At 68.8% G+C, this 21,639-nt stretch carries 19 protein-coding genes and 4 tRNA genes; 20 read left to right on the plus strand and 3 right to left on the minus strand.

Translation table 11 applies throughout. The features are described from left to right. Window positions 1-122 precede the first annotated feature (122 nt). Window positions 123-1,334, plus strand: coding sequence for an ammonium transporter (locus IE160_RS05860; protein WP_179873743.1), 1,212 nt, complete (start codon window positions 123-125; stop codon window positions 1,332-1,334). 99 nt (window positions 1,335-1,433) lie between these two features. Then, the gene (locus IE160_RS05865) at window positions 1,434-2,501 is read left to right on the plus strand and encodes a hypothetical protein (protein ID WP_179873744.1); all 1,068 of its coding nucleotides are present in this window, start codon (window positions 1,434-1,436) and stop codon (window positions 2,499-2,501) included. Here IE160_RS05865 and IE160_RS05870 read toward each other — a convergent pair. Next, window positions 2,478-2,550, minus strand: a tRNA-Val gene (locus IE160_RS05870). The two genes, IE160_RS05865 and IE160_RS05870, sit on opposite strands and share 24 nt — an antisense overlap. 139 nt (window positions 2,551-2,689) lie before the next feature. Here IE160_RS05870 and IE160_RS05875 point away from each other — a divergent pair. From IE160_RS05875 to IE160_RS05960, 18 genes are all read left to right on the plus strand, one after another. Continuing rightward, window positions 2,690-2,761: transfer RNA gene (locus tag IE160_RS05875), tRNA-Gly, on the plus strand. A 37-nt stretch (window positions 2,762-2,798) separates the two neighbouring features. Next, a tRNA-Cys gene (locus IE160_RS05880) sits at window positions 2,799-2,869 on the plus strand. Between the two features lie 36 nt (window positions 2,870-2,905). After that, window positions 2,906-2,980, plus strand: a tRNA-Val gene (locus IE160_RS05885). Window positions 2,981-3,161: 181 nt separating this feature from the next. Beyond that, window positions 3,162-5,042 (plus strand): glycosyltransferase family 2 protein, encoded by a 1,881-nt coding sequence (locus IE160_RS05890; RefSeq protein ID WP_191151907.1) that lies wholly within the window; start codon window positions 3,162-3,164, stop codon window positions 5,040-5,042. Next, window positions 5,026-6,207 carry a hypothetical protein gene (locus tag IE160_RS05895; RefSeq protein ID WP_179873746.1) on the plus strand — a complete coding sequence of 394 codons (1,182 nt, stop codon included), beginning with the start codon at window positions 5,026-5,028 and terminating at the stop codon, window positions 6,205-6,207. Before IE160_RS05890 ends, IE160_RS05895 begins: the two co-directional genes overlap by 17 nt. A gap of 152 nt (window positions 6,208-6,359) precedes the next feature. Beyond that, the gene (gene thrS / locus IE160_RS05900; protein ID WP_224744607.1) at window positions 6,360-8,273 is read left to right on the plus strand and encodes a threonine--tRNA ligase; all 1,914 of its coding nucleotides are present in this window, start codon (window positions 6,360-6,362) and stop codon (window positions 8,271-8,273) included. Between the two features lie 8 nt (window positions 8,274-8,281). Further along, window positions 8,282-8,854: an HIT family protein gene (locus IE160_RS05905; RefSeq protein ID WP_224744600.1), complete on the plus strand. Its 573-nt coding sequence runs from the start codon at window positions 8,282-8,284 to the stop codon at window positions 8,852-8,854. Window positions 8,855-8,930: 76 nt separating this feature from the next. Next, entirely contained in the window at window positions 8,931-9,821 is an 891-nt protein-coding gene (gene pdxS / locus IE160_RS05910) for a pyridoxal 5'-phosphate synthase lyase subunit PdxS (protein ID WP_179873747.1), read from the plus strand. After that, window positions 9,811-10,410: a pyridoxal 5'-phosphate synthase glutaminase subunit PdxT gene (gene pdxT, locus IE160_RS05915; protein WP_224744601.1), complete on the plus strand. Its 600-nt coding sequence runs from the start codon at window positions 9,811-9,813 to the stop codon at window positions 10,408-10,410. Before pdxS ends, pdxT begins: the two co-directional genes overlap by 11 nt. Before the next feature lie 47 nt (window positions 10,411-10,457). Further along, on the plus strand, window positions 10,458-11,066 hold the full coding sequence (locus IE160_RS05920) for a hypothetical protein (RefSeq protein ID WP_191151908.1): 609 nt from the start codon (window positions 10,458-10,460) through the stop codon (window positions 11,064-11,066). Between the two features lie 37 nt (window positions 11,067-11,103). Next, window positions 11,104-11,871: a YebC/PmpR family DNA-binding transcriptional regulator gene (locus IE160_RS05925; protein ID WP_179873750.1), complete on the plus strand. Its 768-nt coding sequence runs from the start codon at window positions 11,104-11,106 to the stop codon at window positions 11,869-11,871. A gap of 3 nt (window positions 11,872-11,874) precedes the next feature. Further along, window positions 11,875-12,468 carry a crossover junction endodeoxyribonuclease RuvC gene (gene ruvC / locus IE160_RS05930; protein ID WP_179873751.1) on the plus strand — a complete coding sequence of 198 codons (594 nt, stop codon included), beginning with the start codon at window positions 11,875-11,877 and terminating at the stop codon, window positions 12,466-12,468. Then, entirely contained in the window at window positions 12,465-13,106 is a 642-nt protein-coding gene (gene ruvA, locus IE160_RS05935) for a Holliday junction branch migration protein RuvA (protein ID WP_191151909.1), read from the plus strand. The genes ruvC and ruvA overlap by 4 nt, the downstream gene beginning before the upstream one ends. Beyond that, window positions 13,103-14,119 carry a Holliday junction branch migration DNA helicase RuvB gene (ruvB, locus tag IE160_RS05940; protein ID WP_191151910.1) on the plus strand — a complete coding sequence of 339 codons (1,017 nt, stop codon included), beginning with the start codon at window positions 13,103-13,105 and terminating at the stop codon, window positions 14,117-14,119. Before ruvA ends, ruvB begins: the two co-directional genes overlap by 4 nt. An 88-nt stretch (window positions 14,120-14,207) precedes the next feature. Continuing rightward, on the plus strand, window positions 14,208-14,570 hold the full coding sequence (yajC, locus tag IE160_RS05945; protein WP_191151911.1) for a preprotein translocase subunit YajC: 363 nt from the start codon (window positions 14,208-14,210) through the stop codon (window positions 14,568-14,570). A gap of 79 nt (window positions 14,571-14,649) precedes the next feature. Then, window positions 14,650-16,398 carry a protein translocase subunit SecD gene (secD, locus tag IE160_RS05950; protein WP_191151912.1) on the plus strand — a complete coding sequence of 583 codons (1,749 nt, stop codon included), beginning with the start codon at window positions 14,650-14,652 and terminating at the stop codon, window positions 16,396-16,398. Then, on the plus strand, window positions 16,395-17,405 hold the full coding sequence (gene secF / locus IE160_RS05955; RefSeq protein ID WP_179873756.1) for a protein translocase subunit SecF: 1,011 nt from the start codon (window positions 16,395-16,397) through the stop codon (window positions 17,403-17,405). Before secD ends, secF begins: the two co-directional genes overlap by 4 nt. Window positions 17,406-17,463: 58 nt before the next feature. Next, window positions 17,464-19,719 carry a RelA/SpoT family protein gene (locus IE160_RS05960; RefSeq protein ID WP_179873757.1) on the plus strand — a complete coding sequence of 752 codons (2,256 nt, stop codon included), beginning with the start codon at window positions 17,464-17,466 and terminating at the stop codon, window positions 19,717-19,719. Here the strand turns inward: IE160_RS05960 and IE160_RS05965 are convergent. Together IE160_RS05965 and IE160_RS05970 are read right to left on the minus strand one after the other, a co-directional pair. Continuing rightward, the gene (locus IE160_RS05965; protein WP_191151913.1) at window positions 19,698-20,267 is read right to left on the minus strand and encodes a type IV toxin-antitoxin system AbiEi family antitoxin; all 570 of its coding nucleotides are present in this window, start codon (window positions 20,265-20,267) and stop codon (window positions 19,698-19,700) included. The two genes, IE160_RS05960 and IE160_RS05965, sit on opposite strands and share 22 nt — an antisense overlap. Before the next feature lie 90 nt (window positions 20,268-20,357). Beyond that, window positions 20,358-21,590: a DUF349 domain-containing protein gene (locus IE160_RS05970; RefSeq protein ID WP_179873759.1), complete on the minus strand. Its 1,233-nt coding sequence runs from the start codon at window positions 21,588-21,590 to the stop codon at window positions 20,358-20,360. Between the last annotated feature and the right edge of the window lie 49 nt (window positions 21,591-21,639).

Consider the following 21,639-nt stretch of genomic DNA (forward strand, 5'->3'; position numbering starts at 1 on the left):
CACCCCTGCTGAAACCTCTTCGCTCGACACTGGGGTTCGTGACCGCGGTGGACCCCCTGCCGCACGGGTCCGCATAGCCCGACGGTCACGTCCCACGTTCCACTACGAGAGGTAACAATTCGATGGATACCGGCGAACTCGCTTGGGCCATTACGGCCAGCGCCATGGTGCTCTTGATGACACCTGGCGTCGCTTTCTTCTACGGCGGTCTGGTCAAGGCCAAGAGCGTCGTGAGCATGATGATGATGAGCTTCGGCGCCATGGGACTCATCAGCGTCCTGTGGATCCTGTACGGCTTCAACATGTCCGCCGTCGGCGGCCCGACCGAGCTGTTCGGGAACCCGTTCTCGGACTTCGGTCTCATGGGTCTCACCGGAGACAACGAGGGCCTCGTCGGTGCGACGTTCGGCGCGACCTTCGCGATCATCACCGTGGCGCTCATCTCGGGCGCCATCGCGGACCGTGCCAAGTTCGGCGCGTGGATGATCTTCGCCGGTCTCTGGGCGACCCTCGTCTACTTCCCGGTCGCCGCATGGGTCTGGGGCGGAGGCTGGATCCTCAACCTCGGTGACACGCTCGGCCTGCCCGGCGTCATCGACTACGCCGGTGGTACCGCTGTGCACATCAACGCGGGTGCTGCCGCTCTCGCCCTGGCGCTCGTCCTCGGCAAGCGCGTCGTGTTCGAGAAGGGTGCGCACAAGCCGCACAACGTGCCGCTCGTCCTCCTGGGTGCCTCGCTACTCTGGTTCGGCTGGTTCGGCTTCAACGCCGGTGCCGAGTTCCTCAACGACATGGCCCTCGTCGGCCTCATCGTCACCAACACGCTCGGCGCGACCGCCGCGGCGATCCTCGGTTGGCTCGTCGTCGAGAAGCTCAAGGACGGCAAGGCCACCTCGGTGGGCGCCGGCTCCGGTGCCATCGCCGGCCTCGTCGCCATCACCCCCGCCTGTGCGAACCTCGCCCCGGGCTGGGCTCTGCTGCTCGGTGTCATCGCCGGTGTGCTCTGCGCCCTCGCAGTCGAGCTCAAGTTCAAGCTCGGCTTCGATGACTCGCTCGACGTCGTGGGCATCCACCTCGTCGGCGGTGTGATCGGAACCCTGTACCTCGGCTTCTTCGCGATCGACACCGGCCTCTTCACCGGTGGCGACCTCGGTCAGCTCGCGGTCCAGGCGATCGCCGCCTTCGGTGTGCTGATCTACTCGTTCGTCATCGCCTTCATCCTGGGCTTCGCGATCGAGAAGACGATCGGGTTCCGCGTCAAGAACGAGGACGAGGTCGCTGGCGTCGACACCATCGTTCACGGTGAGTCGGGCTACGCGATCGTCAACGACTGACGCTGACGCTCACTCGACGGGGCGCTACTCTCGCAAGGGAGTGGCGCCCCGTTGGCGTTGCCGGGCGAGCATCGGTACCGAAAGCGAGGTGGGGGGAGCATGAGCGACCCGATCCTGCAGCTCGTGTGCGCGGCGCTCGTGCTCCTCGTGCCCGTGGGCGTGCAGCAGGGTCTGCGGCCGAGCTCGGTGCCGCGCATCCTCTCCCTTGCCGCCGTCGGCCTCGCCGCCGCTGTCGCGTCGCTCACGGCGGATGCCGTGACGGGGTTCGGGCCCGACCTCGCTGTCTCCGCCCTCGACGCCTGCTTCGCGGGCGCCGTCGCGACCACGGTTGCCCTCGTCGTCGCACAGCGGCTCGGTACCGCCGGGGGAGTCGCGTTCGGGCTCTCCTGGTCGATCCTGGTGTACCAGCCGGTGGCCGCGGCGGTGCTCGACGGCGTTCCTTCTCTCGTGCAGGTCGCCTTCGGCGCGATCGACTACGGCGGCGTGCTCGCGAGTCACGTGGCCGCGGGCTCCGCCCTGCTGGCTCTGTCGCTGCTGCCGGTCGCGCGACGTCCCCTCCGTGCGCACCCTGCTGAGACCGTCGCACACGGTCGTGAGTCGGTCTCCTGGGGGCGCGCGGTGGTGGGCGCGAGCCTCGTCATCGTCGGCGGTTCTGCGTGGCTGCTCGGCGTCGAGCGCGTGCTGACGGTCTCGAGCGGCAGAACCCTCGCCAACGCGCTGGCCGGCATGGCGCTCGGCGCACTCATCTGGATCGTCGTCGAGAAGATCGCTGTCGACCGGGTGGCGCCCGAGGGGCTCATCGCGGGCGCTCTCCTCGGCTGGGCGGCGGTCGGTGCAGGAGCCCCCTACCTGTCACCCTTCGCCCTCGTCGCCGCCGTCGCGGGCGCCACGGCGGCCGCTGTGGGTGCGGTGGCGAAGGCGCGAGCCCGAGGGGCCGGCGTGCTGCGCTGGGGCTCTGCGAGCATCCTCCTGGCCGTCGCTGTCGGCAGCGTGGTCATGACGCTCCTCGCCGACCGGTTCGGTCTCGCCGAGATGGCCACGATCACCTTCACGATCGAGCAGCTGACCGCGACCGTCGTCGTCGCCGTCGTGGCCGCTGCAGGCGGGATCGTGTGCGGCCTCCTGGCCTGGGGAGTGTCTCGGTGGGCGATACCAGACTCGAACTGATGACCTCTTCCGTGTGAAGGAAGCGCGCTACCAACTGCGCCAATCGCCCGTGGCCTCCATCCTGCCATATCCCGGATGCCGCGATGGCGCGACTCGAGCGGGGCGCGACACGGCCGAGCCCGCGGGTTTGGTCATCGCCGAACGGTTGGGCTAGAGTTTCGATGCGGCCAGCGACACCGGCCGCGAATGCGGATGTGGCGCAGTGGTAGCGCATCACCTTGCCAAGGTGAGGGTCGCGAGTTCGAATCTCGTCATCCGCTCGAGTGACACCCCTTGAGGTAGCGGGGAGTCACCCACGGTGGCGTGGCCGAGAGGCGAGGCAGCGGCCTGCAAAGCCGTATACACGGGTTCGAATCCCGTCGCCACCTCACAGCTACCCACCGGGCTCCCGCGGCCCTGACAGCGGGCGATTGGCGCAGCGGTAGCGCGCTTCCCTGACACGGAAGAGGTCACTGGTTCGATCCCAGTATCGCCCACCACGTTCTGCCCGAACCAGCGACCTCGAGATCGCTCGTCCGCGATCTCGCTGGTTCGATCCCAGTATCGCCCACCACGTTCTGCCCGAACCAGCGACCTCGAGATCGCTCGTCCGCGATCTCGCACTCCTCGTCACCAGTTCTGGGGAGAGCGCGCGGGAGGCAAGCGCGCTAGCCTGGCGTCATGACTCCGGGGGGAGGCGTCCGGGAGGCTCGGACCGCCGATAGCGACGCTTTCGCGGAGCTTCTGCTGAGAGCCCGCCTCGTCACTCCCGAGACGCTCGCGTACGCGCGCCAGGTGAAAGACCGCAGCGGCGCACACATCGACCAGGTGCTCATCAGCGAAGGCCTGCTCGACAGCGAATCGCTTCTGCTCGCGGAAGCGCAGGCGTGGGGCATCCACCCGATCGATCTCGAAGCGGTCAGCTTCGACGATGCGCTCGTGCGCCGATTCCCCGGCCAGACGTATCTCAGTGAGAACTGGCTGCCCATCCGGACGCTTGCCAATGGCACGATCATCGTCGCGACGGCGCGCGGGGTAGCCCCTCACCGGGTGGAGCGCGTGCGGGCCCTCCTGGGCGGCGCGCAGGTGCAGTTCGTCGCCACCACCTCGTGGGGCATCAAGAACGCCTGCCTGCGGCTGTTCCGCGCCGAGATCGCGGAGGAGGCTGCCAACGAGCTGTGGCGCCAGAACCCCGCGATGTCGGCTCGCGTGACCTTCAGCCGCGGGCAGAAGGTGGGCGGCGCCCTCGCTGCGGTCGGCCTCATCGTGCTCGCCGTGTTCTGGCCCGTGCAGGTCGTGATCGGCGTCATCGCGGCGGCGAGCCTCATCTTCCTTGCCGGTACGAGCTTCAAGTTCATCGTCGCCATGCGCGGCGCCCGCTACGACGTCGTCGAGCGCGTGAGCCGTCGCCAGGTCGCCGAGCTCGACGACCGCGACCTGCCGCGCTACACGGTGCTCGTGCCGGTGTTCCGCGAGGCCAACATCGTGGGACAGCTCATCTCGAACCTCGGCAGCATCGACTACCCGACCGAGAAGCTCGAGGTGCTCATCCTCATCGAGGAGGAGGACCACGAGACGCGGGATGCTGTGCTCGCGTCGACGCCGCCCGCCCACTTCCGCATCATCACGATCCCGAAGGGCCACCCGCAGACGAAGCCGCGGGCCTGCAACGTGGGCCTGTACTTCGCGACCGGCGACTTCCTCGTCATCTACGACGCTGAGGACACCCCCGAGCCCGACCAGCTCAAGAAGGCCGTCGTCGCGTTCCGCCGCGGGGGCGACGCGACGGTGTGCGTGCAGGCGTCGCTCAACTACTTCAACGACAGCGAGAACGTGCTCACCCGCATGTTCACGCTCGAGTACAGCTACTGGTTCGACTACATGCTCGCGGGGCTCGACTACGGCGACCTGCCGATCCCGCTCGGGGGCACGTCGAACCACTTCCGCACCGATGCCCTCATCGAGCTCGGCGGCTGGGACCCGTACAACGTGACGGAGGACGCCGACCTCGGCATCCGCGCGAGCGCGCTCGGCTACCGCGTGGGCGTCATCAACTCGACGACCATGGAGGAGGCCAACACCTCCATCCCGAACTTCATCCGACAGCGGTCGCGCTGGATCAAGGGCTACATGCAGACCTCTCTCGTGCATGCGCGGCAGCCCATCGCCCTCCTGCGGCAGATCGGCATGCGCCGCTTTCTCGCCTTCGTGCTGCTCATCGCCGGCACACCGCTGACCTTCCTCGGCGTGATCCCGTTCTACGTCGTCACCGCTATCACCGTCGTCGCGCCCCTCGAGATCGTCGAGCAGTTCTTCCCCGTCTGGCTTCTGTGGATCACGCTCCTGAACTTCGTGATCGGCAATGTCGTCATGATCTACCTGTCGATGATGGGCCCGTACAAGCGGGGCACGTTCCACCTCGTCCTGTGGGCGCTCCTGAACCCTCTGTACTGGGTTCTGCACTCGATCGCGGCGTACAAGGCTCTCTGGCAGCTGCTCACGAACCCCCACTACTGGGAGAAGACCGAGCACGGATTGACGACCCATGTCCACAGCCACTGAGCCGAGGCTGCGGGAGCGCGACCGGCGACGCCGGCGCGCACCGCGCACTCGCCTTGACCGGTTCCCGCGTGACCCGATCGCCCGCTGGTCCCTGCGCATCGTGCTCATGCTTCCTGTGCTCGCGGTCGTGTTGCTCTCCGCCACGACCCCTGCGGTGGAGGGCACGCCCAACCAGTCGCTCGTGGCCGCACTGGCCCAGATCGACTGGACGCGCGGTGACGGGCAGTGGCTGGCGCTCCTGTATCCCCACGTCTCGATCCTCATCGCAGCCGCGAACCCCTTCGGGATGCTCGGCCTCGGTGTCGTCGGAGCGGTGGCGAGCGGCTTCCTGCTTCAGAAGGTCGCCGAGATCATCGCTCAGCGCGCGATTCCCCTGTCGACGGGCATCATCCTCACCCTTGCGCTCGCGGCGAACCCCCTCTACTTCTACTTCGCGAGCGAGAACCTGCCCGGCTTCCTCGCCTTCACGTTCTTCGGCCTCGCCATGGCCGACCTCGTGCGCTTCGTCAACTGGGGCAGCACCGAGTCGGGCTTCCGTGCCGGGCTGCTTCTCATGCTCTCGGCGTTCTCCGACCCGACAGGTCTCCTGTTCGCGGTCGTGGCGATCGTCGCCTCGCCGTTCCTCCGGCATGGCCGATCGGCGGCGCCTGGGCTGCGCGCCGCCAACATGCTCGTCATCGGGTTCCCCACGGCCGGTGCGTTCACGACGATCGTGCTGCTCAACCTGGCCTTCTTCGCCTCACCGTGGCCCGGCGGTTCTAGCACGAGCATCGGCGCGTATCCCGTGCTGCTGGACGACCTCATCGCCCTCTACACCACGCCCACCGGCTGGCTGCTCGCGGCGGCCGTCGTCAGCGCGTGGCTCGTGGCGATCGTTGTGCGGCGACCGCTCACGATCCCCGTCTCTGCACTCGTGTTCGTGCTCGTCAACGCCGCGCTGCTGCTCGGCATGATCCACCCGGGCGCCGCAGGCGTGACCTTCCTGCTGCTGACCCTGCTGGCGATCACGATCATCCCGGCCGCGAAGAGCACTCTCGCCAGCGTGCTCGTCGATCTCATCGCCGTGCTGCAGATCGGCATCGCCTGGGCGGCGGCACTCGATCGCGAGATCGTGCAGGACTGGATGATCAGCATCGCTCAGGCGCTGCTTCCGCTCTTCGGCTGAGCGCTCGGAGGCGTCCAGGAGCACCCGCGAGCCGCAGATAGAGTTGTGCGGTAGTCGACAGCGAGAGGACCACCGTGGCAGAGACCGTCGAGATCGTCGTGACCGAACCCGGAGACGGGTTCGGGTTGTTCACCGATCGGGCGGTGGTCGCCATGCGCGTGAACGGCGAACTGCGCGACCTCGCGCACCGCCTCGAGCCAGGGGACCGCGTGAGCGCGGTCGCGATCGACTCGCCCGACGGGCTCGACATCCTGCGCCACTCGACCGCGCACGTCCTCGCGCAGGCGGTGCAGTCGCTCCATCCGCAGGCGAGGCTCGGCATCGGCCCGCCCGTGACCGACGGCTTCTACTACGACTTCGGCGTCGAGTCGCCCTTCACGGTGGACGATTTCGGCCCGTTGCAGAAGGCCATGGAGCGCATCATCCGTCAGGGTCAGCGATTCCAGCGCCGCGTCGTGACGGAGGACGAGGCACGGGCAGAGCTCGCCGACGAGCCGTACAAGCTCGAGCTCATCGGTCTCAAGGGCGGCGTGTCCGACTCGAGCGACGGGGAGAGTGTCGAGGTCGGCGGGGCCGAGCTGACGATCTACGACAACGTCGACGCCAAGACCGGCGAGGTCTACTGGAAGGACCTCTGCCGCGGTCCGCACCTGCCGAGCACGCGCATGATCGGCAACGGCTGGGCGCTCACGCGTGTCGCCGCAGCCTACTGGCGGGGCAGCGAGAAGAACCCGCAGCTGCAGCGCATCTACGGCACGGCGTGGGCGTCCAAGGATGCCCTGCGCGAGCACCAGTCGCGCCTCGAGGAGGCCGCCAAGCGCGACCACCGCAAGCTGGGAGCCGAGCTGGACCTGTTCTCCTTCCCGACAGAGATCGGGTCGGGCATGTCGGTGTGGCACCCCCGTGGGGGCATCGTGCGCCTCGAGATGGAGCAGCACGCGATGCGTCGCAACCGCGAGGCGGGCTACAGCTACGTCTACACGCCTCACATCACCAAGAGCGCTCTGTTCGAGCAGTCGGGGCACCTCACCAACTACGCCGACAGCATGTTCCCGCCCATGACGCTCGACGTCGTGCATGACGAGGCTGGCGAGGTGGTCTCGCCCGGGCAGGACTACTACCTCAAGCCCATGAACTGCCCGTTCCACATCCTCATCTATCGCGAGCGGCCGCGCAGCTACCGCGAGCTGCCGCTGCGCTACAGCGAGTTCGGCGCCGTCTACCGCAACGAGCACTCGGGTGCGCTGCACGGGCTCACGCGCGTACGCGGCCTCACGATGGACGACGCCCACCTGTTCGTGCGACCCGACCAGCTGGAGGCGGAAGTCGCGAGCACTCTCGAGCTCGTGCTCAGCATGCTGCGCGACTTCGGCCTCACCGACTTCTACCTCGAGCTCTCCACGCGCGACGACGTCAAGGACAAGTGGCTCGGCGACGACGAGATGTGGCAGACCACGACGGAGGCTCTGCGCCGTGTCGCGGTCGCGTCCGGTCTCGAGCTCGTCGACGATCCCGGCGGGGCCGCGTTCTACGGCCCCAAGATCTCAGTGCAGGCCCGTGACGCCATCGGGCGCACGTGGCAGCTCTCGACCGTGCAGATCGATCCGAACCTGCCTGAGCGATTCGATCTCGAATACACCGCGCCGGATGGCTCGCGCCAGCGCCCGATCATGATCCACCGCGCCCTGCTCGGCTCGATGGAGCGGTTCTTCGCGATCTTGCTCGAGCACTACGCGGGCGCCTTCCCGGCATGGCTCGCCCCCGAGCAGGTCGTCGGCATCCCCGTCGCCGAGGAGTTCGCCGACTACCTCACGGTCGTCATCGATCAGCTGCGGGCTCGTGGCGTGCGCGCGCACGTCGACGACTCGGACGACCGCATGCCGAAGAAGATCCGCACGCACACGAAGGCCAAGGTCCCGTACCTGCTCATCGCGGGCGAGGAGGATCGCGCTCAGGGTGCCGTGAGCTTCCGCTTCCGCGACGGCACGCAGCTCAACGGCGTTCCCGTCGCCGAGGCGATCGAGCGCATCACGGGCGTCATCGAGCGCCGGTCGCAGGAGCTCTAGGCGCGCCCGTGGAGGACTCCGAGCACGCGATCGACGGCGTCCCCGCCGAGCCGGGGGAGCGCTTCGCTGGCATCCCCGATGCCTTCCAGCGACTCTGGACGCCGCATCGGCTCGTCTACATCGAGCACGGGGAGCAGCCGCACGACGACGCGTGCCCGTTCTGCCGCGCTCCAGAGCTCAGCGATGAGGAGTCGCTCATCGTCGCGCGCGGCGAGCACGCCTATGTGCTCCTCAATCTCTACCCGTACAACAGCGGCCACCTTCTCGTGTGCCCCTATCGGCACATTGCGCAGTATGACGAGGCCTCGCCGGAGGAGGTCGCCGAGATCGGCGAGCTCACGCAGACCGCCATGCGCGTGCTGCGCACGGCGGCGCGCTGCGACGGATTCAACCTCGGCATGAACCAGGGGCGCATCGCCGGCGCCGGAATCGCGGGGCACCTGCACCAGCACATCGTGCCTCGCTGGGCTCTCGACGCGAACTTCTTCCCGATCATCGCGGGCACGAAGGCCGTGCCCCGTCTGCTGGGGGAGACCCGCGCCGAGATCGCGGGCGCCTGGCCTTCAGGCACGCGGCGTTAGACTGGCGCGCGCCGCCACTCACCATCTCTCACCTCGCGGTATCGCGCGCGTTGCGCGCAGGAAAGGGTCCACAGCAATGACCGAGAAGACTCAGGGAACCAGCCGCGTCAAGCGCGGCCTCGCCGACATGCTCAAGGGCGGCGTCATCATGGACGTCGTCACTGCCGAGCAGGCGCGTATCGCCGAGGACGCCGGCGCCGTCGCCGTCATGGCGCTCGAGCGGGTTCCCGCCGACATCCGTGCCCAGGGTGGTGTCGCGCGCATGAGCGACCCCGACCTCATCGATGCGATCCGAGCGGCAGTGTCGATCCCCGTCATGGCCAAGGCCCGCATCGGGCACTTCGTCGAGGCCCAGGTGCTGCAGTCGCTCGGCGTGGACTACATCGACGAGTCCGAGGTGCTCAGCCCCGCCGACTACGTCAACCACATCGACAAGTGGCCGTTCACCGTTCCGTTCGTCTGCGGGGCGACCAACCTGGGCGAGGCCCTGCGCCGCATCACCGAGGGCGCCGCGATGATCCGCTCGAAGGGCGAGGCCGGCACCGGCGACGTCTCCGAGGCGACGAAGCACATCCGCACCATCCTCGGCGAGATCCGCGCCCTCTCTGCCAAGAGCCCTGACGAGTGGTACGTCGCCGCCAAGGAGCTGCAGGCTCCCTACGAGCTCGTCGCCGAGGTCGCGCAGTCGGGTTCTCTGCCCGTCGTGCTGTTCACCGCCGGTGGCGTCGCGACGCCCGCCGATGCGGCCCTCATGATGCAGCTCGGCGCCGACGGCGTCTTCGTCGGCTCGGGCATCTTCAAGTCGGGCAACCCCGAGGCGCGCGCCGCGGCGATCGTGAAGGCCACCGCGGCCTACACCGACCCCGCCGCGATCGCGGATGCCTCCCGAGGCCTCGGCGAGGCGATGGTCGGCATCAACGTCGCCGACCTTCCGGCGCCGCACCGTCTCGCCGAGCGTGGCTGGTAGTCAGCCACCCGTCGGGGTCTTCGCACTGCAGGGCGACGTGCGCGAGCACCTCGCCGTGCTCGCCTCCCTGGGGGCGGATGCACGACCCGTGCGCCGCCCCGAGGAGCTCGACGAGGTCGCGGGGCTCGTGATCCCCGGCGGGGAGTCGAGTGTCATGGACAAGCTCAGCCGCCTGTTCGGGCTGCGCGAGCCTCTGCGGCAGCGCATCGCCGCGGGCATGCCGGTCTATGGCACGTGCGCGGGGCTCATCATGCTCGCGGACAGGCTGCAGGACGGCATCGCGGGCCAGCAGACCCTGGGCGGGCTCGACATCGTCGCGCGCCGCAACGCCTTCGGCACGCAGTCCGACTCCTTCGAGACCGATCTGACCATCCCGGCGCTCGGCGACGCTCCCGTCCACGCCGTCTTCATCCGTGCCCCGGTCGTCGAGGAGGTCGGCGATCGGGTCGAGGTGCTCGCGCGTCTCGATGGCGGCGACATCGTCGCGGTCGAGCAGGGCGCCTTGCTCGCGACGGCCTTCCACCCCGAGATCACCCACGAGGACCGATTCCATCGCCGCTTCCTCGAGCACGTGGCCGTACGGGCCTGACTGTCTCGCGGTCGACGGGGCCGAGCGGCACGGGCCAGGATGGGCTCATGCTCTATTCCCAGTACCCCGTCGCACGCACGCGGCAGATCATCGCGGACGTCCTCGGTCTTCTCACCACGATCGCCGTCATCGCGATAGGCCTCGCCGTCACTGCGGCGATTCGCGCTCTCGGGCAGTTCGGCCGCGACCTCGAGACGGCGGGGGAGGGATTCCAGGAGGGACTCGGGGAGGCGGCCGAGAACCTGGGTGACGTGCCCCTGATCGGGGGCGGCATCCGAGTGCCGCTGGATGCCGCGGCATCCGCGGGCGGCGCCGTCGCCGAGGCCGGCCGCGGCCAGCAGCAGTTCGTCGAGCTCGTCGCCGTCGGAGCGGGTTGGGCCGTCGTGCTGTTCCCCCTGCTCGTACTCGCCCTCGTGTGGGTGTGGCCCCGCAGTCGTTTCGTGCGGCGCTCTGCGGCCATGCGGCGGCTGCTCGAGTCGGGCATGACGGGCGACACCCTCGCGGTGCGCGCCATGGCGCGTGCCCCCCTCGCCGAGCTTGCGCGCGTGCATCCCGACCCGGGAGCGGCCTGGCGCGCGCAGGATGCCGAGGCGATCAGGGCCCTCGCGGCGCTCGAGCTGCGGCGTTCGGGAATCCGTCCGCAGAGGCTCCCGTAGACTGGCTCAGCTGTCCCCGTCCTAACCGAGGAGTGAGATGTCAGGGCATTCCAAGTGGGCGACCACGAAGCACAAGAAGGCGATCATCGACCAGCGCCGTGCCAAGTCGTTCGCCAAGCTCATCAAGAACATCGAGGTAGCCGCCAAGATCGGCGGCGCCGACATGAGCGGCAACCCGACGCTCGTCGATGCCGTGCAGAAGGCCAAGAAGACCTCGGTGCCCAACGACAACATCGACCGCGCCATCAAGCGCGGCGCGGGCCTCACGGGCGAGACGATCGACTACCAGACGATCATGTACGAGGGCTACGGCCCCGGCGGTCTCGCGCTGCTGATCGAGTGCCTCACCGACAATCGCAACCGTGCCGCGGCGGAGGTGCGCACGGCGATGACGCGCAACGGGGGGACGATGGCCGACCCCGGGAGCGTCGCCTACAACTTCGCCCGAAAGGGCGTGATCTCGATCACCAAGACCGACGACGTGACGGAGGACGACATTCTGCTCGCCGTGCTCGACGCCGGCGCCGAGGAGGTCATCGACCAGGGCGGCGGCTTCGAGGTCGTCACTGACCCGTCGCAGCTGCTCGAGGCGCGCTCTGCGCTGCAGGAGGCGGGCATCGAGTACGACTCGGCGGAGCCCGAGTTCGTGGCAAGCGTGCAGATCGAGGCTGACGCGGAGACCGCGCGCAAGCTCTTCCGCCTCGTCGACGCGATGGATGAGCTCGACGATGTGCAGAACATCTACACGAACGTCGCCCTGACCCCTGAGGTGCGCGCCGAGCTCGACACCGACGACGACGAGTAGCGCGTGCCGCTGCGGGTGCTCGGCGTCGACCCCGGACTGACGCGGTGCGGGGTGGGCGTCGTCGACATCGATGCGCGACGCCGCGCGAGCCTCGTGGCGGTGACCGTCATCAGGACCGAGCCAGACCTGCCGCTCGAGCAGAGGCTGCTGGCGATCGGCACCGAGCTCGCCGATCTGCTCGACGAGCACCGCCCGCACGTCGTGGCTCTCGAGCGGGTCTTCGCCCAGCACAATGTGCGCACCGTCATGGGAACAGCGCAGGCGAGCGGCGTAGTTCTGCACGCCGCGGCGGCGCGCGGCCTTGCGGTCACTCTGCACACGCCGACCGAGGTCAAGGCTGCGGTCACCGGGCACGGTGGTGCCGACAAGAAGCAGGTGACGGCGATGGTGCAGCGCATCCTGCGTCTGGATGCTCCGCCGAAGCCCGCGGACGCCGCCGACGCGCTCGCCCTCGCGATCTGCCACGGCTGGCGGGGAGGGCCTGCGACCCACAGCGACCCGGCAGACAGCGGTGCCGGAGCCCAGCGCTCGACTCCGGCGCAGGATGTGTGGCGCGCCGCCGAGAAGGCGGCGGGCGCCCGTAGGCTCGAGCGGTGATCGCCAGCCTCCGCGGAACCATCGTCGCGCTCGCGACCGGTCGACTCGTGCTCGAGGTCGCCGGCGTGGGCTATGCCGTCGCGATCACCGAGCGCCATGCGCGGGAGCTGCGCGTCGGCGACACCGTGCGACTGCACACGGCACTCGTGGTGCGGGAAGACGACCTGAGCCTGTTCGGCTTCGTCGACGAGGTCGAGCTGGGGCTCTTCGAGCTGCTGCGCACCGTCTCGGGGGTCGGGCCGAAGTCCGCGCTCGGCGTTCTCGGCTCGCTGGACGCCGACGCGATCGCGCACGCGATTGCGAACGATGACGACGCCCCCTTCCGCGCCGTGAGCGGCATCGGCCCCAAGACGGCGAAGCTCATCGTCGTCACGCTCGCCGGCAAGCTGGACGCTCCGCGCACGCCCGGGCGCGGAGGCGCAGCGGGGGAGCCCTCGCGCGCGGAGACCGCGCCGCGCACGGCCCTCGTCGCGGCACTCACCGGGCTCGGATGGCCCGAGCGCACGGCGCTCGAGGCCGCCACCGCGGTCATCGAGGAGGCGGAGGAGGCACCGCTGCCCGAGCTGCCCGTGCTGCTGCGGCGCGCGCTCGCGCAGCTCGGCCCGGCCCGCGACGCTCGCGGAGGCTCGGCGCGATGAACGACGCGGTCGTGCGACCGGACCCCGAGTCCGAGGCGGAGCTCGCCTTCGAGGGCGCGCTGCGCCCGAGCAGCCTCGAGGAGTTCGTCGGCCAGCAGAAGGTGCGCCGCCAGCTCCAGCTGCTGCTCGAAGCAGCCTCGTTGCAGAACCGCAGCCCCGATCACATCCTCCTCGCGGGCCCGCCCGGGCTCGGCAAGACCACCCTCGCGATGATCGTCGCCCACGAGGGCGATCGGCCTCTGCGCATGACGAGCGGCCCGGCCATTCAACATGCCGGCGATCTGGCCGCCGTCCTGTCCTCCCTCGTCCCCGGCGAGGTGCTCTTCGTCGACGAGATCCACCGCATGGCGCGCTCCGCCGAGGAGATGCTGTATCTCGCGATGGAGGACTTCCGCGTCGACATCATGGTCGGCAAGGGGGCCGGCGCCACGAGCATCCCGCTCGAGCTCGCACCCTTCACCCTCGTCGGCGCGACCACGAGATCCGGGCTGCTGCCGAACCCGTTGCGCGACCGCTTCGGCTTCACCGCGCATCTGGAGTTCTACGAGCCGGAGGAGCTCTTGCGGGTCATCACCCGTGCCGCAGCACTGCTGCGCTTCGACATCGGGGAGGACGCCCTCACCGAGATCTCCGGTCGCTCGCGCGGCACACCGCGCATCGCGAACCGCCTGCTGCGGCGTGTGCGCGACTTCGCACTCGTGCACGGAGGCCCCGCGGACCGGGGCGCTGTCCAGGCTGCTCTCGAACTGTACGACGTGGACGAGCGCGGGCTCGACCGCCTCGACCGCGCCGTGCTCACGGCGATCGTCGACCGCTTCGCGGGAGGCCCCGTCGGGCTCTCGACACTCGCCGTGTCGGTCGGGGAGGAGGCTGAGACCATCGAAGCGGTCGTCGAGCCCTTCCTCGTGCGCACGGGTCTGCTCTCGCGCACGCCGCGCGGGCGCGTCGCGACGGCTCGCGCGTGGCAGCACCTCGGGCGGAGGCCCGAGCCGACCGTGCTCGATGACCTATAGTGGTCGGCAGGCTCTGGCGCAGCATCCGCATGCCCTCACGACGACCGCGTCGTCGAGCCGCTGAACTCCCCGAAAGGCGTCCCACCCCATGGATCCGTTGACTATCGTCATGCTGGCCGTTCTGGCCCTGCTCATCTTCTTCATGATCCGCAATTCGCGGAAGCGCCGCGCCGACATGGCAGAGCTGCAGGACAAGATGGTGCCGGGCGCTGAGGTCATGACCAACTTCGGCCTCTTCGGCACACTCCTCGAGATCGACGAGGAGTCCAACATCGCCGTACTCGAGACCGGCCCGGGCAGCACCGTGCGCGTGCACCGGCAGACCCTCGCTCGCGTTGTCGAAGACGACGTCGTCGAGGAGGAGGAAGCGGACGAGGTCGACGGCGACGACTCGACCGACGCTCCCCGCCTCAACGAATCGAGCGCCGACGCCAAGAAGTCGGACGACTGACCCCTCTCCGTCCCGGCCGCGTGGTGCGCGCCTTCTGACGCATGCCCGCAGATTCGACCGAAGAAATGAGTACCTAGAGGTGGCCCGAAGCACTCCCGAGCGCAACGCGATCCGCTCACTCGTCTGGCTGCTCGTCATCATCGTCGGCCTCATTGCCGCCAATGGCGCGAGCGTTCTGTTCAACAACGGGCAGTGGACGCCCAAGCTCGCCCTCGACCTCGAGGGCGGCACGCAGATCATCCTCGCGCCGCAGCTCGCCTCCGGAGACCAGGTCGACCAGGAGCAGCTCGAGCAGGCCGTATCGATTATTCGACAGCGCGTCGATGCGGGCGGAGTGAGCGAGGCGGAGATCAACACGCAGGGCGGCGAGAACATCGTCGTCGCGATTCCCGGTGTGCCCGACCCCGCGACGATCGAGCGCATTCAGAGCTCGGCGAAGCTCGAATTCCGGCCCGTGCTGCTCGCCGATCTCGCCTCGAACCAGATTCTCGACGACCCCGAGGCCACCGACGAGGGTTCTGCCGACGGCGACGAGACGGACGAGGCCGCGACCGACGACGAGGCTGCGGAGGGCGAAACGGCCGAGCCGACCCCGAGCGCCTCTCCCACCGACGCGAGCGACCCGGCGTGGATCAGCGAGGAGCTTCAGCGGGAGTTCGACACCTTCGAGTGCTCGAGCCTCGACGTCGTGGGGGCGAACGTCGCGCCTGTCGACGAGCCTCTCGTGACGTGCGAGGCGGACGGCTCGATCAAGTACATCCTCGGCCCGGTCGAGGTCGAGGGTGAGGCCATCGCCGACGCGCGATCGGGGCTCATCGCCTCGTCGACGGGCGTCACCACGAACGAGTTCGGGGTCTTCATCGACTTCAACGAGGAGGGCACGGCGCAGTTCCGCGAGGTCACGGAACGCCTCGTGAGCTTGACCGGAATCCGCAACCAGTTCGCCATCGTGCTGGACGGGCGCGTCATCAGCGCCCCTCGTACGATCAGCGCGATCACCGACGGCTCTCCGCAGATAAGCGGAAACTTCACGCAGGAGAGCGCGCAGGTGCTCGCCGATCAGCTCAAGTTCGGCGCTCTGCCGCTCGGCTTCGAGGTGCAGAGCAGCGAGAACATCACGGCGACGCTCGGACTCTCCCAGTTGCAGAGCGGCATCATCGCCGGGCTCATCGGTATCGCTCTCGTCATCGGCTACGCGCTCATCCAGTACCGGGCCCTCGGCGGGGTGATCATCGCGTCCCTCGTCATCGCGGGCATCGTGACGTACCTCATCATCACGTACCTCTCGAACCAGCAGGGCTACCGCCTCTCCCTCGCCGGCGTCGCGGGCCTCATCATCTCCATCGGCGTCATCGCCGACTCCTTCATCGTGTACTTCGAGCGCATCCGCGACGAGCTGCGCGACGGGCGCAGACTCGATGGCGCGGTCGAGGCGGGCTGGAAGCGAGCCTTCCGCACGATCCTCATCTCCGACGTCATCAACTTCATCGCCGCGGCGGTGCTCTTCGTGCTCGCGGTGGGCAACGTACGAGGGTTCGCCTTCACGCTCGGTATCACGACGATCGTCGACCTCGTGATCGTGGCGCTCTTCACGCACCCGATGATGCAGCTCCTGGGGCGCACGCGCTTCTTCGGCGACGGCCACCCGCTGAGCGGTCTCGACCCCAAGGCGCTGGGAGCCGTCTACCGCGGCCGAGCGCAGTTCCGGCAGCCGCAATCGGTGCCAGCGGTCAAGCGCGCGAGCAGCAGCCGTGAGGCTCAACGCCGTCAGACGATCGCCGAGCGCAAGGCCGCGGAAGCCCGCGGCGAAGGAGAGGACGCGCGATGAGCATGCTCACCCGGGTCGGCAACGACCTCTACACCGGTGCACGGTCCTTCGACTTCGTCGGCAAGCGCGTCGTGTGGTACTCGATCGGCGCGGCCGTCATCATTCTCGCGATCGCCTTCACGGCACTGCGCGGGGGGTTCGTGTTCGGCATCGAGTTCCGCGGCGGCTCCGAGTTCCGGGTCACGGGCAGCTCGGCCGCGATCGAGGGCACTGCAGCGGCGACGTCGATCGCCGTCGAGGCGGTCGACGAGGTCGTGACGGGCGCCAACCCGCGCGTCTCCATCGTCGGCGGCGACTCCGTGCGCGTGCAGACCGAGCAGCTCACGCCGGGGGAGACGGACGAGCTCAGGGCCGCCCTCGCGGATGCCTACGGCGTCACGCAGGCCGACGTGGCCTCGTCCTTCATCGGTGCGACGTGGGGCGCGGATATCACCCGGCAGGCGGTTCTGGCTCTCGTCGTCTTCCTGCTCTTCGCGAGTGTGGTCATGGCGCTCTACTTCCGCACCTGGAAGATGGCCGTCGCGGCGATCGTCGCGCTGTTCCACGACCTCATCATCACGACCGGCGTCTACGGCGTGCTCGGGCTCGAGATCACCCCAGCGGCGGTCATCGGCTTCCTCACGATCCTCGGCTACTCCCTGTACGACACGGTCGTGGTGTTCGACAAGGTTCGCGAGAACACGAGCGAGGACGGCGTCGAGTCGCGGCGCACCTTCGCGCAATCGGTGAACCTCGCCGTCAATCAGACTCTCGTCCGCTCGATCAACACCTCCGTCGTCGCGGTGCTGCCCACCGCTGCGATCCTGTTCATCGGCTCCCTGCTCCTCGGCGCGGGAACCCTGCGCGACATCGCGCTCGCGCTGTTCATCGGCACGCTCGTGGGAACGTACTCGTCGATCTTCCTCGCGGCGCCGCTGTACGTGCACTTGCGCGAGAACGAGCCCGAGGTCAAGAAGCAGGGCGCGCGGCAGAAGGCGGCACGCCCGGAGTCGGGCGCCGTCCGCTGATCGCACCTGAGCGGGAGGCTCGCCCACGCGCCGTAGAATCGCAGCAGGAGGCGCAGGGATGACCGAGACGACGCAGCAGCAGGGTCCTGCGCTGCGCGCGCTCCTGCCCCGCATCTTCTCGCGCTCGCAGCCCGCGGGCGGTCTCGAGAGTCTCACAAAGACGGTGCGGCAGCAGCATCCCAAGGCCGATATCGCCCTCATCGAACGCGCCTACAGGGTGGCGGAGCGGGCGCACGCTGGCCAGACCCGGAAGAGCGGCGAGCCGTACATCACGCACCCGCTCGCGGTCGCGCAGATCCTCGCCGACCTCGGCATCGGGGCGAAGACCATCTCGGCGGCGCTCCTGCACGACACGGTGGAGGACACTGCGTACTCGATCGATCAGCTGCGTGCGGACTTCGGCGACGAGATCGGGATGCTCGTGGACGGCGTCACGAAGCTCGACAAGCTCAAGTACGGAGATAGTGCGCAGGCGGAGACGGTGCGCAAGATGATCGTCGCGATGTCGAAAGACATCAGGGTGCTCATCGTCAAGCTCGCCGACCGTCTGCACAATGCGCGCACGTGGGGCTTCGTGCCGGCCGAGTCGGCTCAGCGCAAAGCGCAGGAGACGCTCGAGATCTACGCGCCGCTCGCGCATCGACTCGGCATCCAGACGATCAAGTGGGAGCTCGAGGACCTCTCGTTCGCCGTGCTCTACCCGAAGATCTACGTCGAGATCGAGAGTCTCGTCAAGGGGCGCACTCCCGAGCGCGAGGCCTTCGTGCAGCAGGTCATCGACGAGGTCAAGACCGATCTGCGGCAGGCGAAGATCAAGGGAGCCGTGGTCGGGCGGCCGAAGCAGTACTACTCGATCTACCAGAAGATGGTCCATCGCGGCCGCGACTTCGACGACATCTACGACCTCACGGGAGTGCGCATCCTCGTCGGGTCGATCCGAGACTGCTACGCGGTCCTCGGCGCCGTGCATGCGCGCTGGAACCCCATGCCCGGTCGCTTCAAGGACTACATCGCGACGCCGAAGTTCAACCTGTACCAGTCTCTGCACACGACCGTGTTCGGCCCGGGAGGCCGACCCGTCGAGCTGCAGATACGCACGCACGAGATGCATCAGCGCGCAGAGTTCGGGGTGGCGGCGCACTGGAAGTACAAGGAGCGCATGGCCGGCGCGGGCCGCGGTGAGGCGGGCACGGAGCGCTCGGACACCGACATGGCCTGGCTCGCGCACATCTCCGACTGGCAGGCGGAGACGAGCGACCCGACCGAGTTCCTCGACAATCTGCGCTACGAGATCGGGGCGAAAGAGGTCTACGTCTTCACGCCCAAGGGCAAGGTCATCGGGTTGCCGGCCGGCGCGACGCCCGTGGACTTCGCCTACGCCGTGCACACCGAGATCGGCCACCGCACGATGGGCGCCAAGGTGAACGGTCGGCTCGTCCCCCTCGAGACGGTGCTGGCGAGCGGGGACTCGGTCGAGGTGTTCACCTCGAAGAATCCCGACGCGGGCCCGAGTCAGGACTGGCTGAACTTCGTCACGAGCACGCGAGCGCGCTCCAAGATCCGCCAGTGGTTCACCAAGGAGCGCCGCGACGAGGCCGTCGAGCAGGGCAAGGATGCGATCGCGCGGGCGATGCGCAAGCAGAACCTGCCCCTCCAGCGCCTCATGACGCAGGATTCTGTGGCGCATGTCGCTCACCAGCTGCGCTACGAGACCGTCGAGGCCCTGTATGCGGCGGTCGGCGAGGGGCACGTGTCCACTCAGTCGGTCATCGAGAAGATCCTCGCGACCCTGCACGTGGAGTCCGAGTCGGACGACGAGCCCTTCAGCGTCCCCTCGCGCGTGCGCAGCCCGCTGAAGACGAGCGACTCAGGTGTCCTCGTGCGCGGCGCCCCCGACATCCTCGTCAAGCTCGCCAAGTGCTGCACCCCCGTGCCCGGCGACGCTATCGTCGGCTTCGTCACGCGCGGGCAGGGTGTCAGCGTGCACCGAGGGGACTGCACCAACGTGCAGTCGCTCCTGGCTGAGCCGGACCGCATGATCGACGTCGAGTGGGCACCGACCTCCAAGAGCGTCTTCCTCGTGCAGGTGCAGGTGGAGGCGCTCGACCGGGGCGGTCTGCTCTCCGACGTCACGCGCGTGCTGACCGAGCACCACGTCAACATCCTCTCCGCGAGCGTCAACACCAATCGCGACCGGCTCGCGATCAGTCGTTTCGTCTTCGAGATGGGCGACACGACGCATCTCGACCGTGTGCTCAACGCGGTGCGCCGCATCGACGCGGTGTACGACGTCTACCGGGTCAGCAACGGCTGAGCCGCTTCGGCGGCCGCCCGCTCCAGTCGTGCTCGCGCTCGGCGGCTGTGCGCGGCCCCGGGTCGACGCCGCAGAGCCTCGTCGATGCGCTCGGCACTCAGCCCTCTCGTCACCACGGCGTCCTGCAGGGCTGAGACGAGCACACGGGGAAGATCGTCGCCTTCGTCGTGCCGGGCGAGGTCGAGGAGCGTGCGCAGCGGGGTCGTGATCGCGACGCTCTCGAGCCTCACGGTCTCATCGAGGTCGATGACGACCTCCCGAGCCGCGAGAGCACGTCGCGCCGAGGAAGGAATGCGCTGACGGCTCGAGACGCAGCAGCACAGCGTGGGGCAGCTCGAGTCGGTCCAGCCCCAGACCCACGCCGCGCAGCGCCCGGCGATGATGACGCGATCGTCACCGAGTGCGGGGGCGAGGGCCGTCGCACGCGCCCGTGGGTCGAGAGGCACGTCGAGGGGCAGGTAGCTCACCCCGAGCGGAAGCAGCTCTCCGTCGAGGACAGCGGCGCGCAATTCGGTATCGGTCAGGCGAAGCGGAGTGCGGGGCGTCATGCCGAGAGTCTCGCGCTCGCGCGGCCGCGAGACAGAGCATCCTCTCGAAAGGGGGAGAGCGCCGCGTCGAGCCGGACCTGGGGAGAACGCTCAGGCGTCGACGGCGGCCAGCCAGGCGCGTCGGGCCTCGAGAGCCTCGGTCAGCTCGGCGACCTTCGCCTCGTCCTTCGCCGCGCGGGCGGCTGCGAGGTCTGCCTCGAGGCCGGCGATCGCCGACTCCAGCTGCGCGGCGAGACCCTCCGAGCGTGCCTTCTTCTCGGGGTTCGAGGTGTTCCAGTGGTCGTCCTCGAGCTTGCGGACGGCCGTCTCGATGGCGCGCAGTCTGTCCTCGACCGACTTCATCTGATCGCGGGGGACCTTGCCGATCGCGTCCCACCGCTTCTGGATGTTCGTGAGCGTGTTGCGCGCTGCGACGCGATCGGTCGCGGTCAGGAGAGGCTTCGCCTCCTCGAGGATCGCGAGCTTCGCCTCGAGGTTGTCGGCGAACTCCTCGTTCTCCCGCGCGTCGACCTCGGCCTTGGCGGCGTAGAGCACGTCGCCCGCGGCCTTGAACGAGTCCCAGAGCGCGTCGTCGACCTTCTTGCCGGCCCTGCCCGCCTGCTTCCACTCGTCGAGGAGCCTCCGATAGGCGGGGATGCCCGCGGTGCCCTGGCTCGCGAGCGCCTCCGCGCGCGTGACGAGCTCCTGCTTGCGCTGCCGTGCATCCTTGTGCTCGGCGTCGAGCGCCGCGAAGAAGGCGCGCCGATGCGTCTCGACCGTCGTGCGTGCCGCACGGAAGCGCTTCCAGAGCTCGTCAGCCTGCTTCTTCGGCACGCGCGGGCCGGACTGCTGGTGCTCCTTCCAGCGGGAGAACAGGGCATCCAGCTCGGCCGTGGCCTGCTTCCACTGCACCGACTGCGGGTCCTTCGCCGCGAGGGCCTCCGCCGCGACGACGATCTGGGTGCGCTCGGCGAGAGCGGCCTCGAGCGCGGCAGCCGCTTCGGCCTTCTGCTCCTCCGTGAGCTTCTCGACCGCGACGGTGAGGGCGGAGACGCGCGTGCGCAGCGCCTCGAGGTCGCCGACGGCTGCGGCCGACTCGAGGGCCTCGGTGAGGCTCGTCACGGTCTTGGCGACGTCCGCAGCGGGAGCCCCGCCGCGCGCGCGTTGCTCGAGCAGTCGCACCTGGCCCTCGAGCTCCGCGTACTTGCGGGTGAAGTAGGCGAGAGCCTCCTCGGGAGTGCCGTCGGGATACTGCCCCACTGCGCGCTCGGTACCCCGGTCGGTGACGAAGACCGTGCCGGTCTCGTCGACGCGGCCCCACTGGGTCACACCGTTGTCAGTCACGTGGATCTCATCCTCTGGTCACTCGGTCGGCGGCGAAGGTCGTCGCACG

The sequence above is a fragment of the Chryseoglobus sp. 28M-23 genome, from assembly GCF_014789785.1.
GTDB lineage: Bacteria > Actinomycetota > Actinomycetes > Actinomycetales > Microbacteriaceae > Microcella > Microcella indica.

Bases quoted from the DNA above. Each gene is read 5' to 3' on its own strand.
- IE160_RS05860 (WP_179873743.1), top strand. From the start codon at position 123: ATGGATACCGGCGAACTCGCTTGGGCCATTACGGCCAGCGCCATGGTG.
- IE160_RS05865 (WP_179873744.1), top strand. From the start codon at position 1,434: ATGAGCGACCCGATCCTGCAGCTCGTGTGCGCGGCGCTCGTGCTCCTC.
- IE160_RS05890 (WP_191151907.1), top strand. From the start codon at position 3,162: ATGACTCCGGGGGGAGGCGTCCGGGAGGCTCGGACCGCCGATAGCGAC.
- IE160_RS05895 (WP_179873746.1), top strand. From the start codon at position 5,026: ATGTCCACAGCCACTGAGCCGAGGCTGCGGGAGCGCGACCGGCGACGC.
- thrS (WP_224744607.1), top strand. From the start codon at position 6,360: ATGCGCGTGAACGGCGAACTGCGCGACCTCGCGCACCGCCTCGAGCCA.
- pdxS (WP_179873747.1), top strand. From the start codon at position 8,931: ATGACCGAGAAGACTCAGGGAACCAGCCGCGTCAAGCGCGGCCTCGCC.
- IE160_RS05920 (WP_191151908.1), top strand. From the start codon at position 10,458: ATGCTCTATTCCCAGTACCCCGTCGCACGCACGCGGCAGATCATCGCG.
- IE160_RS05925 (WP_179873750.1), top strand. From the start codon at position 11,104: ATGTCAGGGCATTCCAAGTGGGCGACCACGAAGCACAAGAAGGCGATC.
- ruvB (WP_191151910.1), top strand. From the start codon at position 13,103: ATGAACGACGCGGTCGTGCGACCGGACCCCGAGTCCGAGGCGGAGCTC.
- yajC (WP_191151911.1), top strand. From the start codon at position 14,208: ATGGATCCGTTGACTATCGTCATGCTGGCCGTTCTGGCCCTGCTCATC.
- secF (WP_179873756.1), top strand. From the start codon at position 16,395: ATGAGCATGCTCACCCGGGTCGGCAACGACCTCTACACCGGTGCACGG.
- IE160_RS05960 (WP_179873757.1), top strand. From the start codon at position 17,464: ATGACCGAGACGACGCAGCAGCAGGGTCCTGCGCTGCGCGCGCTCCTG.
- IE160_RS05965 (WP_191151913.1), bottom strand. From the start codon at position 20,267: ATGACGCCCCGCACTCCGCTTCGCCTGACCGATACCGAATTGCGCGCC.